The sequence below is a fragment of the Chryseolinea soli genome (assembly GCF_003589925.1).
Classification (GTDB): Bacteria; Bacteroidota; Bacteroidia; order Cytophagales; family Cyclobacteriaceae; genus Chryseolinea; species Chryseolinea soli.
Map to the genome: position 1 here is coordinate 2991719 of NZ_CP032382.1, position 14767 is coordinate 3006485.

At 51.2% G+C, this 14767-nt stretch carries 9 protein-coding genes; 5 read left to right on the plus strand and 4 right to left on the minus strand.

The window, feature by feature from the left end:
- Positions 1–4 precede the first annotated feature (4 nt).
- Together D4L85_RS12890 and ispE are read left to right on the plus strand one after the other, a co-directional pair.
- Positions 5–817: an enoyl-ACP reductase FabI gene (locus tag D4L85_RS12890; RefSeq protein WP_119754695.1), complete on the plus strand. Its 813-nt coding sequence runs from the start codon at positions 5–7 to the stop codon at positions 815–817.
- Positions 818–880: 63 nt separating this feature from the next.
- Positions 881–1690, plus strand: coding sequence for a 4-(cytidine 5'-diphospho)-2-C-methyl-D-erythritol kinase (gene ispE, locus D4L85_RS12895; protein WP_119758765.1), 810 nt, complete (start codon positions 881–883; stop codon positions 1688–1690).
- A gap of 299 nt (positions 1691–1989) precedes the next feature.
- Here the strand turns inward: ispE and D4L85_RS12900 are convergent, their stop codons facing one another.
- The 4 genes from D4L85_RS12900 to D4L85_RS12915 all read right to left on the minus strand — a co-directional run bounded on the left by D4L85_RS12900 (position 1990) and on the right by D4L85_RS12915 (position 6322).
- A complete protein-coding gene (locus D4L85_RS12900) occupies positions 1990–2901 on the minus strand; it encodes a DMT family transporter (protein WP_119754696.1) in 912 nt (303 codons plus the stop codon).
- The gene (locus D4L85_RS12905) at positions 2902–4038 is read right to left on the minus strand and encodes an LptF/LptG family permease (RefSeq protein ID WP_119754697.1); all 1137 of its coding nucleotides are present in this window, start codon (positions 4036–4038) and stop codon (positions 2902–2904) included.
- A gap of 22 nt (positions 4039–4060) precedes the next feature.
- The gene (gene tgt / locus D4L85_RS12910) at positions 4061–5191 is read right to left on the minus strand and encodes a tRNA guanosine(34) transglycosylase Tgt (protein ID WP_119754698.1); all 1131 of its coding nucleotides are present in this window, start codon (positions 5189–5191) and stop codon (positions 4061–4063) included.
- A 63-nt stretch (positions 5192–5254) separates the two neighbouring features.
- Positions 5255–6322 carry a LacI family DNA-binding transcriptional regulator gene (locus tag D4L85_RS12915; RefSeq protein ID WP_119754699.1) on the minus strand — a complete coding sequence of 356 codons (1068 nt, stop codon included), beginning with the start codon at positions 6320–6322 and terminating at the stop codon, positions 5255–5257.
- Between the two features lie 215 nt (positions 6323–6537).
- On the opposite strand from D4L85_RS12915, the gene D4L85_RS12920 reads away from it, so the two are divergent.
- The 3 genes from D4L85_RS12920 (at position 6538) to D4L85_RS12930 (ending at position 14682) form a co-directional block, all read left to right on the plus strand.
- Positions 6538–9657, plus strand: a complete 3120-nt coding sequence (locus D4L85_RS12920) for a SusC/RagA family TonB-linked outer membrane protein (protein WP_119754700.1) — start codon at positions 6538–6540, stop codon at positions 9655–9657.
- Positions 9658–9685: 28 nt separating this feature from the next.
- On the plus strand, positions 9686–11266 hold the full coding sequence (locus D4L85_RS12925) for a SusD/RagB family nutrient-binding outer membrane lipoprotein (protein WP_119758766.1): 1581 nt from the start codon (positions 9686–9688) through the stop codon (positions 11264–11266).
- A gap of 131 nt (positions 11267–11397) precedes the next feature.
- Complete coding sequence (locus tag D4L85_RS12930; RefSeq protein ID WP_119754701.1) at positions 11398–14682, plus strand: VCBS repeat-containing protein; 3285 nt, start codon at positions 11398–11400, stop codon at positions 14680–14682.
- Positions 14683–14767 lie beyond the last annotated feature (85 nt).

Consider the following 14767-nt stretch of genomic DNA (forward strand, 5'->3'; position numbering starts at 1 on the left):
AATCATGGCCAACAACTTATTGAAAGGAAAACGTGGTATCATTTTCGGTGCCCTGGATGAGAACTCCATCGCCTGGAAAACCGCCTTGAAAGTAAAAGAGGAAGGTGGATCGTTTACCCTCACCAACGCGCCCATCGCCATGCGTATGGGAAAGATCAATGAACTCGCCAAAGCCTGTGATACGGAAGTGATCTCCGCCGATGCCACATCGGAAGAGGACCTCAAGAATCTCTTCGTCAAATCCATGGAGCTCCTGGGGGGCAAGATCGATTTTGTGCTCCACTCTATCGGCATGAGCCCCAATATCCGCAAGGGAAAAGAATACGGCGACATGAACTACGACTGGTATCTGAAAACGATCGACATCTCGGCGCTCTCGTTCCACAAAATTCTGCAGACCGCCGAAAAGCTGGATGCCATGAACGAGTGGGGTTCCATCGTCGGCCTCAGCTACATCGCGGCACAGCGTTCATACCCCGACTACACCGACATGGCGCAAGCCAAAGCCATGCTGGAATCCATTGCCCGCAGCTATGGTGCGCGGTTCGCGAAACTGAAGAAGGTGCGCGTGAACACCATCTCTCAGTCGCCCACCAAAACCACCGCCGGTGCCGGCATTTCCGGCTTCGACGTGTTCTTCGACTTTGCCAACATGATGTCGCCCCTGGGTAACGCTACCGCAGAAGATTGCGCGGCCTACATCGCCGTACTGTTCTCGGACTTCACCCGCATGGTCACCATGCAAAACCTGATGCACGACGGCGGCTTCTCCAGCACCGGCATCACCCAGGAAATGGTTGACCGACTGTCTAAATAAAATTTTCCCGGTTGGGCTTTGTATGGCGTTTCAAGCCACAAAGCCCAACCCCTTTCAACGCCCATGGTTTCCTTCCCGCCCTGCAAGATCAACCTCGGCCTGAACATCCTCAGCAAGCGCCCCGACGGCTATCACAACCTGGAAACCTGTTTCTATCCCATCCCCTGGACCGATATTTTAGAAGTTATCCCCGCTGACCGATTTGGCTTTACGCAAACCGGCCAGCCCGTTCCCGGAAAGGCCGAGGATAACCTTTGCATCAAGGCCTATGAACTTTTGCGGGACGAGCATCGCCTTCCCCCGGTAAAGATCCATCTCCACAAGATCATCCCCATGGGCGCTGGACTAGGAGGAGGGTCTTCGGACGCGGCCCACACCCTGCGGTTGCTTAACACGGTTTTCCAACTCCAACAATCGCCTGCGCAACTGGCAGGCTACGCCGCGCAACTGGGCAGCGACTGCGCATTCTTTACCCAAGACCAACCGATGTTGGGCGAAGGCAGGGGGGAAGTGCTCTCCGCGACCCCGGTAAGCCTTCAAAAGAAATTTATCGCGCTGGTCAAACCCGACATCCATGTCTCCACCGCCGAAGCCTACGCCGGAATAACACCACGCCAACCCGAACAGTCTTTACGAACCTTGATCACTCGCTATCCTGTGGAGGAATGGCGACACTGGATCAGGAATGATTTTGAAGCAACTGTTTTTAAGAAGCACCCCGTACTTCAATCTGTAAAAGAAAAGCTCTATGCATCCGGAGCGTTATATGCCAGCATGAGCGGATCAGGCGCTGCATTGTTTGGGATCTTTGATAAGCCCGTCGACTTACAAACAAGCTTTCCGGACATGACGATGTGGTCGGGGAGTATTTAAAGAATCTTCCCCAAAATATTCGCGAGGCCAGCATGCCCTTTTGTTGGTGTCCCACCAACAAAAGTTGTTTTGGGATATTATCAATCCAGGCCAACAATAATGGGATTCATTTCTTTAAAGCGTCCCCGCCTTTGTTGGTGTTCTTCACCAATAAAAGTTGTGGGGAGCATCATTAAATAATGGTTGTTATTTTTAGTGTGAATCCGTTGTGGATAAATAACTAATATGGTGCGATGGGACACTGAATGAACTTGTTGGTGAAGAACACCAACAAGGGCCCGTTGGGCGGTGTGCAGTTTTTAGGACACCGCTTGTTTCGATGCGGCCCGTTGATCAAATCGTTTTCTTAGATAGGGGTAGACGAGGACGGAGATCATGATGATGCCGGTACCGACATAGAAATTGGTGCCCATTTTTTCGGAGCTTCCGAAGATGATGAGGGCCATGATGATGCCGTAGACGGGCTCCAGGTTTAGGGTGAGCTGGATGAGAAATACGCTGATCCTTTTCATGAGCTCCACGGCCGTGGTATAGGCATAGACGGAACAAACGCCGGCCAGTATGGCGATCCAAAACCAATCCAAGAGGCTTGGCCAATACAGCATCGATTCTCCGGTGGCCCAGGTGAGTTTGTAGAGGGGAAGAAATATTCCCAGGCCGACAAAGCAACCCATCATTTCATAGAAGGCGATGGTGAAAGAGGGGATCGTGCGGACCATTTTGGAATTGAAGACCGAGAACAAGGCAGAAGTGAAGCCCGCCAAAATGCCGAGGATCAGTCCGAGCTTGTATTGGAAATCGAAGGAGAAAATAATATACAAGCCAAAGAGCACGATGAAGCCCAGCACTAATTCGAATTTTTTTATGCGTGTGCGATTCATCCACGGTTCCAGGATGGCCGTCCACAGCGAGTTGGTGGCGAAGCCTACGAGGCTTACCGATACATTGGCCACACGACCTGAACCGAAGAACGACACCCAATGCAAGGCTACAATGAATCCGATGAGGATAAGGTATAGGAAGAAGCGGGGTGTGACCCGGAAAGTCCCTTTTGTCAAAAGGATCACGAGACCGATTCCCAGCATGGCCAAGAGCGCACGAAAAAATACCATCTCCATGGTCGGGATGGAGACCAGTTTTCCCAGGATGGCGGAGAAGCCCCAAAGGAAAACAATAAAATGTAGCTTGAGATAATCTGCGCGACTGGCCATTTACCGGGGAACGTATTTATACATGACGAGGGTGATGATGAAGAAGATGATGTTGGGTATCCACACGGAGATCTGCGGCGGCATGGAGCCCGCTTCCGCAAAGGTCCGGAATAAAGTAAAGAATAAAATAAACAGGAAGGACAGCACAAACCCCAGGGCGATTTGCAACCCCGTGCCCCCGCGGCTTTTACGCGACGACACGATGACGCCCATGAAGACGAGGATGAGGATGGTGAACGGCGAGGTGTAGCGCGTGTATTTTTCAACCTGGTAAAGTTCCACCCCCGTAGACCCACGCTTACTGAGCATATCAATGTAGTCGTCCAGTTCGTTTAGCGTCAGGCCTTCGGAGCGAAGGTAGTCGCTCTCGAATTCCTTGGGCTGGATGACCAGGGCCGTGTCGCGCGAGGAGCCGCTGAAGACCTTGGCGGTGTCGGGCAAGGCGGAGTGAGGCTTGTAGCCTTGTTTTACTTCCATGGCCGTGGGGATATGGAAGAGACTGTCCACGCGGCGAATAACCCAATCGCGCATGATCCATTTGCGTTTGGTGGTGTCCCACTCAATACGGTCGGCCGTGAGCTTTTCCACGAGGCGGTTGTGCTCGAATTTCTCGAGGGTGAAGTGATAGCCGGTCTGGTTGGAGTTGTTGTAGCTTTGCATGTACAGGTAAACGTCCGGCGCGACCTGGATGTGGATATTGCGTTTGTCGAAATAGTACTTGTTCTTGAGGTATTGCAACTCGAAGGCTACACGCTCTTTTGTGGAGTTGGGGATGATCCACCCCGTGAGGGCAAAGTTGATCACGCCCACAAACGCGGCGCCGACCAGGAAGGGGGCCAGCATTCGCCGGAAGCTGATGCCGGCGCTGAGCATGGCGATGATCTCGGTGTGTCCCGCCATCCGCGAACAAACATACACCGCTGCAATAAAGATGGTGATGGGCGTGAGCAGGCTGCCGATGCCGGGAATGTAGACCAGGTAATAATATAGGATCGACTTGGCGTGAAGGTTTGCCGCCGAGAATTTGTCCATCTTATCGGTCAGGTCGATGACCGTGATGACCGACAACAGGATCAGCACCACAAAGAAAAATGTGACGAGGAAGGTCTTGAGAATATATTTATCGAGCAGCTTCATGTAACCTTCACCAGGTTCTGTGTCAGAGGCGTTGAGAAACTATTTTTACCATATTATTTTTCCAGGTCGTGAACGTGCCGGCTTCAATCTGCTTCCGGGCCTCGCTCACCAGCCAAAGGTAGAACGTAAGGTTATGAATGGAAGCAATTTGCGCGCCCAATATTTCTTTATTGATGATGAGGTGCCGTAAATAGGCCTTCGAATGAAATGTGCTCACATAGCCGCCCAACGTGGCGTCGATCGGCGAAAGATCGTCTTTCCACCGCTCATTGCGGATGTTGATGATGCCCTGGGTGGTGAACAACATGCCGTTGCGGGCATTTCGCGTGGGCATCACACAATCGAACATGTCGATGCCCAAGGCAATGCACTCCAGGATATTTTCCGGTGTGCCCACGCCCATCAGGTAGCGCGGTTTGTCCTGGGGAAGAATGCCACAGACCAGGCTGGTCATGGCATACATGTCTTCGTGCGGCTCGCCCACCGACAACCCGCCAATGGCGTTTCCGGGTTGATCCTGTGCGGCGATAAACTCCGCCGACATTTTCCGCAGATCGTTATACACGCTACCCTGCACAATGGGGAACAACGTCTGCTCATAGCCGTACCGGGGTTCGGTCTGCGCCATGCGATCCACACAACGCTTCAGCCACCGGTGGGTCATGTTCATAGAGTCTTTAGCGTAGGCATATTCGCAGGGATAGGGCGTGCACTCGTCGAAGGCCATAACGATGTCGGCGCCGATGGTGCGCTGGATGTCCATCACACTTTCCGGGCTAAAGGTGTGCTTGGAACCGTCGATGTGTGATTTAAAGATGACGCCTTCTTCGGTGATTTTCCGGTTGGCGCCCAGTGAATAAACCTGGTAGCCGCCGCTGTCGGTGAGGATGGGCTTAGACCACCCGTTGAAGCGATGGAGGCCGCCGGCCCTTTCCAGCAACTCGGTGCCGGGGCGCAAATAAAGGTGATAGGTGTTGCCCAGGATGATCTGGGCCTGTACGTCGAGCTCCAGCTCCCGTTGGTGAACGGCCTTTACGGAACCGGCCGTGCCGACGGGCATAAATATGGGAGTCTGTATTTCACCGTGCCCGGTTTGCAGAATGCCCGTGCGGGCAGCCGATTTCGGGTCGACGGACGTGAGCTTGAATTTCATGAATGGCCGCAAAAATAGCGCTATGTCATCAGAAATCCTCGGCTCCCGTCGGGCTTGGGTGGCTTAATGAATGCCGGAACCCAGGTAGGAGTCCACATTTTGCTGGGTGATCACTTCCAGGGGGAACAATTCCAGGGCGGGTGCCGATTTTTTGAACATCAGGTGGTTCACCAGGTGGCTGATCCCGAGCAGTGCCTGCCGTTTCGGGTTTTGGTTGATCAGGAAGTCGATAACGCCCGAGCGAAGGTATTTCAGGTTCTCTTCCAGCAAATCGTAGCCAATCAGACGGATGTCCCTTTTGCCATATTTTTCAAGGAAGGAAGCTGCCACAGCGGTGCCCTTGGAGGTGCTCACAAAAATGCCCTTCAGCGTATCGTCGGCCAACAGCTCGATGAGCTGGTTTTTGAACGTAGGCTCGTTGGGATTGAGAATAAAGTCGACGATCTCAAATTTGTGTTTGCGGTGTTCCTGAAAATATTCCCGGAAGCCTTTTTCCTTTTCCAACAAGTGGATGGAGTCGTGAACGTCTTCATCTATATGGAGTACGGCAAAGGTGCCGGACTCGTGTTGTCCTAAATTAATGAGTTCTGCCCCCACCCGGCCGCTTTGGTTGAGGTTTTGGCCGATGAAGCCCAGCGGTTGCGCCTCGGGGATGTTGGTGTTGAACAATACATATGGAATCGACTGATTCTGAAACAGTTCGAAGGCCGGCAGCGATTCGTGATAAAATATAGGAGCGATCACAATGCCGTCGGGTGCCGATTCCAATACTTCCATGGCCAGGCCCCGGAACGCGTCCTTATTAAAGATGTCGAACGTGTAGGTGTCGACGGTGACGCCGTATTGTGCCCACTCGGCCTGTGCCTGGATGATGCCCAGGTTGGTTTGGGCCCAGTAGGGGTCCCCCGTAGGATCGGGGATCAGGGCGGCTATTTTATAGTTTTTATTGGATCCCAGGGTACGGGCGATCAGATTCGGTTTGTAGTCGATCTGGTCCATGACGGCCGTCACTTTTTTGAGGGCCTCATCGGAAACACGTCCCCGGTTGTGGAGCACACGGTCGACTGTGCCGACCGAAACGCCGGCCAGTTTAGCGATATCCTTGATTCGGATGTTTTTTCCAATGTCCATAGGTCAAAAGAATGAAATTTAAGTGAATAGAAAACGTTCTCGGCAGCGATGCTTAATGTGTTTTCGCACACAAATTAAGTGTGTGCGTACACATTTTAAAAATTTTCTTGCTTTTATTTCTTCTACTTTCTACTTTGACATACGTTTTGGCCGCTAGAATATTCGGCTGGGGCTAAAACGTGCGAAATAATGTTTCACCCTAACCTAAATTTTCAATGAAAAAACGTTTACTACAGCTGCTGTTCTTGCTCACGCTGGCAAGCGCATCGGCGTATGCTCAAACAGTGACCGGAACGGTCACAGCAGCGGGCGACGGAACACCCGTACCAGGGGTGTCCGTCCTACTCAAGGGAAGCACGTCGGGAACTACCACAGACTCGGAGGGTAAGTTCTCCCTGTCGGTGCCCGATCCTCAGAATAGTGTGTTGGTGTTTTCTTTTATTGGCTTTTCTACGCAGGAGATTGCCGTGGGAAATCAGTCCAATATTGCTGTTGTGATGCAGGAAGACACGAAGGAACTTTCTGAAGTGGTGGTAACGGCCTTGGGTATCCAGCGCGAAGCGAAGACGCTGGTATATGCCACGCAGACCGTGCCCACCGGACAACTCACGGAAGTGAGGGATGCCAACAACGTCATCAACTCGTTCCAGGGAAAAATTGCCAACGCCCAGATCACACAAGGCTCGGGTGGACCCGGCAGCGGGGCGCGGATCGTGCTCCGTGGTAACCGCTCTATCCAGGGAAGCAACAACGCTTTGATCGTGGTGGACGGTGTGCCCATCAACAACAATACGAACACGGCAGCGACCAGCGATTTTGGATCGGTGCAAAGCTCCGATGGTGCCTCGAACATCAACCCCGACGATATTGAGTCGGTCACTATTTTGCGTGGTGCATCCGCTGCCGCACTCTATGGAAGCTCGGCGGGTAATGGCGTTATTGTGATCACCACCAAAAAAGGAACAAAAGACAAAGTGACGGTGAACATCAACTCCGGTATCACGTCTGAGAAGGCTTTTGTTCTTCCCAAAGTTCAGAACAGCTACGGTCAGGGAAACGCAGGTCTGTTAAATTCCGGTGTTGGCGATAGCTGGGGTCCTAAAATGGATGGTCAGTCGTATATGAACGACTTTGGCCACACGTTGAGCTATTCACCGCAGCCCGACAACATTAAAGATTTCTTCCGCAACGGGGTAAGCTTGAACAACTCGATCGGCGTTCAGGGCGGTTCCGAAAAAATGCAGACGTATTTGTCTTATACCAATAAACAGGTGCAGGGCATTATTCCTAAGAACAATCTGCAAAGTCACAACATCAACTTGCGCATCAGCAATCAGATCAGTAAGAAATTCTCGACGGATGCCAAGATCACCTACATCTCCCAGACGATCAAAAATCGCCCCCGGACCGGTGAGGAGAACGCTCCTGTGATTGACATCTACCAGATACCCCGCAGTATGCCGTTGAGCGAGGCAAGCAATTTCTATGAAACCACGGACAACACGGGTCCCATACCCGCCGCCTGGCCCTCCACGCTCAGCTCTATCTATCAGAATCCGTATTGGATGATCAACCGGACAGCCATCAATCAGACCCGTAACCGTATCATGGGTTTTGTTTCGCTGAAATATCAAGTCCTCCCCAGTGTTAGTATTACGGGTAGGGCTAACGTTGACCGTACTATCGATGCCGATGAGCAACAATACTCCAACAAGACCTTGCTCTGGGCAAACCAGGAAGGGGGATATGATCAACTGGCGAAAACAGGGATCACACAACAGTGGTATGACCTGACGCTGGCCGGAGAGCATAAGTTTGGTGACGATTTTAAATTGGACTACCGGATCGGTGGAATTTATCAAGACTATCTGTACAATCAGGATCTTGCGACAGCCAATGGACTTTTGATTTACAATAAGTTCAGCCAGGGATTCGCAGCAACCAACACCGCGTCGTCGACGGCAACCGAAACACAAACGCAATCGGTTTTCGGTCAGGCGAGCCTTGCCTTTAAAGAATATCTCTTCCTGGAAGCCACGTTGCGAAACGATTGGGATTCACGCATTCCAAGCCCCTATACGATAACCTACCCTTCGTTTGGTCTGTCGGGCATTATTTCGGATATGATGACGCTGCCGCAGCCCATATCGTTCTTGAAAGTAAACGCGAACTATGCCATTGTGGGCAACGGTGGACAGCCTCAAATCCGCACCAACACATATACTTTCAGTCAAGGTGCTGGAAAAGGTTTCCTTGCGCGAACGCTTACGGAAGCTATTCCCGGTCTGAAATTCGAGAAGGTTAAAAACCTGGAATTCGGATTGGACGCCCGGTTCATGGAGAACAGACTCGGCTTAACGGTAACGTACTACAAGAGCAATTCCATCAACCAATTGCTGAAGATCAATCAACCGGTGGCCACAGGTTATTTAAATAAATACATCAACGCGGGTGACATCCAAAATCAAGGGGTTGAAATCGTGTTGAATGCTACTCCAGTGAAAGGCAATCTGACTTGGGATATCGCCGCTAACTTTGGTCTGAACCGCAACAAAATAAAGTCCCTGTCCGAAGGGCTTGATATCGCTTACCTCGGTGACAACGCAGGGTATGCACGCACAGCCACTCCTGTCATCCAGGTGGGAAGAGGCTACGGCGACATGGTGAGCCGGATGTGGCAACGTGATAGCAATGGAAATTTCGTTGTCGATGCGAAGACCGGTCTTCCCATCTCAACTCCCGATCAAACCTACCTCGGATCATTCATGCCGAGAGCTACCTTGGGTTTAACAAACACGATCAACTATAAAGGATTCTCTTTAAGGCTGTTGGTAGATGGACGCTTTGGAGGTGTGATCCTGGATGGAACGGAAATGAACCTGGCCTTCAGTGGTATCTCTGAAGTGACGGAGAAATACCGCGAAGGCGGCTGGAACTTAGGTGGTGTTGACAAGGATGGAAACAAGGTAGAGAAAACCATATCTGCACAAGATTTCTGGGCCGCTGGATCGGAATCGACATCGGGTAAACGCTACGGCATTGGCGAATTCTTTGCCTATGATGCCACCAACTTCAGAATCAGAGAATTGTCGCTTGGATACAACATTCCCGTGCCGGCTGGTTTCTTTATCAAGTCAGCACGCTTCTCTATTGTAGCGCGCAACCTCGCATGGTTGTACAGAGGCTCGTCCCTGTTGGATATTCCCGGTCTCGGAAAACGCAAACTGCAGATCGATCCGGATATGAGTCTTGGTAACGGTAACTGGCAAGGTGTGCAGTATGGAACGCTGCCGTCCACCCGCAGTTTAGGATGTAATTTGAATCTTACTTTCTAACTGTTAATCCTATAACTATATGAAGTATATGAAAAAATATAAGCTAATCTCCAGCAATGTTGTAAGGACTACCCTGTTGGGCGGTCTTGCGCTGGTAGCGTCTTGCACCAGTGACTTTGAGAGCGTCAATACCAATAAGAATAACGTGGCCACGATCGGTCCTGCTGAATTGCCGTTACTTTTTTCAAAAGCGGAGTCTGCAGCGCCGAACAGCCAATGGAACTATCAGGTTGCTCAGAATCTTTTCGCCGATCAATACGCACAGTATTTTGCCTGCGAGGCTACCTACTTTGGTTCCGATCGTTTGGTGATCAACCAAAACTGGGTAGGTGCTGCGTTTAACCCGATGTATACGGACGTGGTGCCGCAGTTAAAATCGATATTCGACGCCAGCGATCCGAATTCATCCGAATATGCTCTGGCGAGCATCTGGTGGGTCTATACTTTCCATCGTGTAACGGACTATTGGGGTCCCATACCTTATTTCCAAGCGGGTATAGCGGCGAAATCCGTTGCCTATGATGCTCAGGATAAAATTTATGATGACTTCTTCACACGGTTGAAAACAGCGGTCGATGTTTTGAAAACAAAAGGCCCTGAAGATGTTCCTTTTGGATCGTACGATATCATTTATGGTGGCGATAAGGCCAAATGGATAAAATTTGCAAACACACTTCGGCTGCGGTTGGCACTAAGAATTTCCAAAGTGGATGAGAATCGTGCAAAGACGGAAGCCGAAGCCGCTGTAGCCGGTGGGGTATTTACGAAAAGCCCTGATGACGATGCTCTGGTAGCAAGAAGTCTGAAAGGCGACGACGGAAACGGTTTGTCGATCATGCAATGGGATGAGTTCAGAATGAGCGCCTCCATGGAATCCGTGCTTAAGGGGTATGACGATCCCCGGATGACGGAGTATTTTGTCCCATCAAAAAAGGACGGCAGTTATCAAGGACTTAGAAATGGCCTCACTTCGGCTCAGCTGACCGACAAAGGTGGCTTGAACGATCATGACTACAATTCGCAGCAAGGACCACGTTGGTCACCTCCGGACAGAGGCGGCAGAGACGGCTATTTGGCAACGCCACAAAACGTAATGTGTACAGCGGAGGCTTACTTCTTGCGTGCAGAAGGTGCGTTGAATGGTTGGGATATGGGCGGCGGATCCGCTCAAAGTTACTACGAGGCGGGCATTAAGAATTCCTTCTTGCAGTGGGGCCTTGCTGTTGATCCTACGGGATACATCAATGGCACCAGTACGCCGATTGCTCCTCAGGACTTCCTCAACTCGCCTCCAATGACCGATATCCCGGTATTGTTCGGAGCGACGGAGCCTATACAACGCGAACAGATCGCTACTCAAAAATGGCTCGCACTTTATCCCGATGGTATGGAAGCATGGGCCGATTATCGTCGCAGCCACTTGGTGAAATTGTATCCTGTGGCAAACTCGGATAACCCGTTGATCTCGGATCCGGCCACACAGTGGTTGAGAAGAATACCCTTCCTGGTTTCCGAAGGACAAAATAATGCGGAGGCCGTGGAAGCTGCAAAGAGCCTGCTGAATGGTGCAGACAATACGCAAACCCCGTTATGGTGGGATAAAAACTAGTTTAAGGATATAGGCTAGAGTGATAAGGGGTCGGTGGTTAACACTGGCCCTTTATTTTTTTCTTTTTTTTCAAAACAGATGATACCCCAACACGGTGGCATTGCTTACCTTGTTCATACTTTACACTGCCTATGCTTCGTCATTTTTATTTACTCCCGATCTCCATCGCGCTCTTCGCGACCTGCGCTGAAAAAAAACCGACTACACTCTTTGAAGAACAGCCGGCTGAGAAAACCGGGATCGCTTTTCAAAACACCGTGGTGCAGCAGGGTGAAAATAATGTGCTGAACTATCCGTATTATTTCAACGGCGGCGGCGTCGCGCTCGGCGATATCAACAACGATGGGTTGATCGATATTTATTTTTCAGGAAATCAGGTCCCCAACAAGCTTTATTTGAACAAAGGAGATTTCTCCTTTGAAGACATCACCGATAAAGCCGGCGTGGCGCTGGCGCAAGGATGGAAAACCGGCGTGACCATGGCCGATGTGAACCAGGACGGTTGGCTGGATATCTACGTGTGCCGTTCGGCGATGAGCGATTCCGCGATGCGGAAAAATCAACTGTTCATTAACCAGGGCAACCTCACGTTTAAAGAAATGGCAGATGCTTATGGTATTGGAGACGATGCCTATGCTACACAGGCAGCATTTTTTGACTACGATAAAGATGGCGATCAAGATCTTTTTTTATTGAATCACTCCCTCCCTAATTATGCGGGCTTTGGCAAGGTGATGCCCAATTTAAAGGCTCAGAAGAACAACGCGTTCGGCAGCAAGCTTTATCGAAACGATCATCTCAAATTCACCGATGTGTCGCAAAGCGCGGGGCTTGTTAACAATGTGTTGAGCTTTGGTCTGGGTGTAGCCATTTCCGATTTGAACAACGATGGCTGGCCCGATGTGTATGTGTCCAACGATTTTAATGAAGAAGACTATCTCTACATCAACAACCACGACGGCACATTTAAGAACGCGATCAAAGATGCCACCGGCCACGTGTCGCTCTACTCTATGGGTTCCGATATCGCGGACATAAACAACGACGCGCAGCCCGATATCCTCACCCTCGACATGCTTCCGGAAACCAACGAACGCATCAAACTATCGTCGGGCGACGATAACTATGATAAATACAATTTGCTGGTAAAATCCGGGTTTCACCGTCAGGCTATGCGCAATATGCTCCAGCTAAACAACGGTGATGGTACATTTTCGGAGATCGGCCAACTTGCCGGCATTGCGAACACCGACTGGAGTTGGGCCGCACTGGTCACTGATTTTGATGGTGATGGATGGAAGGACGTATTCATTAGCAACGGCTACGAAAAGGACTACACCAACATGCAGTTTCTCAAATTTGCGGTGGACGGAGAGCTGAAGGCACGTCAGACAGGCATAAAGCTCAGCATGGATGAGATCCTGAATAACATGCCGTCGATCGAGGTGGGCAATTTTTTCTTCCAAAACAATGGCAACCTCACATTCAGCAAGCGCTCCAGTGCGTGGGGCATCACGCGCAACTTCAAATCCAACGGTGCCGCCTATGCCGACCTGGACAACGATGGCGATCCCGACCTGGTGATCAATACCATGAACCAACCCGCAGTGCTCTACAAAAACTCGGGTGCGAAAAGCGATTCGGCTAGGTTTCTGAAAATTGATGTGCGCAAACAGAATCTCAAACGTGTCGTAGATGGAACAAAGATCTATGCATCTGCTTCCGGTCGCTCGCAATATGTGGAAGTCTCGCCCGTAAGAGGCTTCCAATCGTGCATGGCGGCACCGGTGATGCTGGGTGCAAAAGGCATCGCGAAGTTCGACTCCATACGCATTGTGTGGCCCGATAACAAAACACAAGTGTTAACCAACGTGGATCCCGCCAAAATACTGGAACCCCGCTACGAGGATGCTACGGCAACATACGTCTACCCGCAACCGCCCCAAGCCTTGTTCGAAAAAACAACGCTCGCTGAATGGAAGCACGAGCCCCTGGAGATAAACGATTTCAAACGCCAATTGCTGTTACCAAAATTATATTCGTACTCGGGGCCAAGAATTGCCACCGGCGATGTGAACCACGATGGCTTACAAGACTTTTACACTTGCGGCCCACGCAAACAAAGTGGCGCGCTCTTCATTCAATCGCCTGATGGATCATTCAAACAACAACCCGAACCGGCCTTCCAAAAAGATAAAGACTTTCAGGACGAAGACGCTGCGTTCTTTGACGCCGACGGTGATGGCGACGTGGATCTCTACGTGGTGAGCGGGGGATATATGTCGGAAGAAAAGGACCCGCTCTTACAAGACAGACTTTACTTGAACAACGGCAAAGGACATTTCGTAAAAGCCGCAGATGCCATTCCGGCAGAAGCATGGGCCGGCGCTTGCGTGGTACCCTTTGATGTCGATGGAGATAAGGACGATGATCTCTTTGTAGGCAGTCGTCTGACTCCCGGGCAGTACCCCATCACACCTTCCAGCATGTTGCTGATCAACGACGGCAAAGGACATTTCGCGGATGCCATAAAAGATAAGGCCAGTGCCTTACAAGAAGCCGGCATGATCACCTCCGCCACCGCCGCCGATGTGAACAAAGATGGCAAGACCGACCTGATCGTGGTGGGCGAATGGATGCCCGTAAAAATATTCATCAACAACAACGGCAAACTCGACGATGCCTCCACCACCTGGCTATCCCAGCCCGAACAAGGCTGGTGGAACGCTGTGCTGGCCGACGACTTTGATGGCGATGGCGACCTGGATGCCGTGGTGGGCAACTATGGCCTGAATCAGCAGTACAATGTGTCGCCGGAGCATCCGGCCACGTTGGTGTACAAAAATTTTAATAGCGACAGCCAGATCGATTTCTTCTTTTGCTACTATCGCGACGGTGTGTCCTACCCCTATGCCAGCCGTGATGAGGCCCTCGGACAGGTGGCATTTTTAAAACCGCGCTATCCGGACTACACGTCCTATGCCAACACCACCCTGAAAGCGCTCTTCAAACCCGATGAACTGAAAGACACGATAACCCTCCACGCCAACAACCTGGCCTCCCTCTACCTCGAAAATAAGAATGGCCATTTTGAAGCCCATGTTCTGCCCATCGAAGCCCAGTTCTCGACCATCCATGCCATCGCCGCGGCCGATGTTGACGGCGACGGCGACAAAGACCTGGTCGTGGGCGGCAACGACAATTACAACCGTGTGCGCATTGGCGAGTGCGACGCCTTGACGGGCCTCGTGCTGCTGAACGACGGCAAGGGAAACTTCACCCCCCTGAGCAAACCCCGCAGTGGACTGGACATAAAAGGAGATACCCGCGGCTTGGTCTTCATCCCGACGGCCAAAGGCCTGCGCTTAGTGGCGGGCGTTACCGGACAACTGGTGCAGGAATATAACGTGAGGTGACGCTGCCGGTCGTCGGTCGCGTCCTGGGTGGAATTATCTGGTAATTACTTTCATCCTGATAAACGTCCTCTATATTTGTGATCGA

What these genes read in the sequence shown, in the direction of transcription:
- D4L85_RS12890 (WP_119754695.1), top strand. Translation starts at nt 5, where the DNA reads ATGGCCAACAACTTATTGAAAGGAAAACGTGGTATCATTTTCGGTGCC.
- ispE (WP_119758765.1), top strand. Translation starts at nt 881, where the DNA reads ATGGTTTCCTTCCCGCCCTGCAAGATCAACCTCGGCCTGAACATCCTC.
- D4L85_RS12900 (WP_119754696.1), bottom strand. Translation starts at nt 2,901, where the DNA reads ATGGCCAGTCGCGCAGATTATCTCAAGCTACATTTTATTGTTTTCCTT.
- D4L85_RS12905 (WP_119754697.1), bottom strand. Translation starts at nt 4,038, where the DNA reads ATGAAGCTGCTCGATAAATATATTCTCAAGACCTTCCTCGTCACATTT.
- tgt (WP_119754698.1), bottom strand. Translation starts at nt 5,191, where the DNA reads ATGAAATTCAAGCTCACGTCCGTCGACCCGAAATCGGCTGCCCGCACG.
- D4L85_RS12915 (WP_119754699.1), bottom strand. Translation starts at nt 6,322, where the DNA reads ATGGACATTGGAAAAAACATCCGAATCAAGGATATCGCTAAACTGGCC.
- D4L85_RS12920 (WP_119754700.1), top strand. Translation starts at nt 6,538, where the DNA reads ATGAAAAAACGTTTACTACAGCTGCTGTTCTTGCTCACGCTGGCAAGC.
- D4L85_RS12925 (WP_119758766.1), top strand. Translation starts at nt 9,686, where the DNA reads ATGAAAAAATATAAGCTAATCTCCAGCAATGTTGTAAGGACTACCCTG.
- D4L85_RS12930 (WP_119754701.1), top strand. Translation starts at nt 11,398, where the DNA reads ATGCTTCGTCATTTTTATTTACTCCCGATCTCCATCGCGCTCTTCGCG.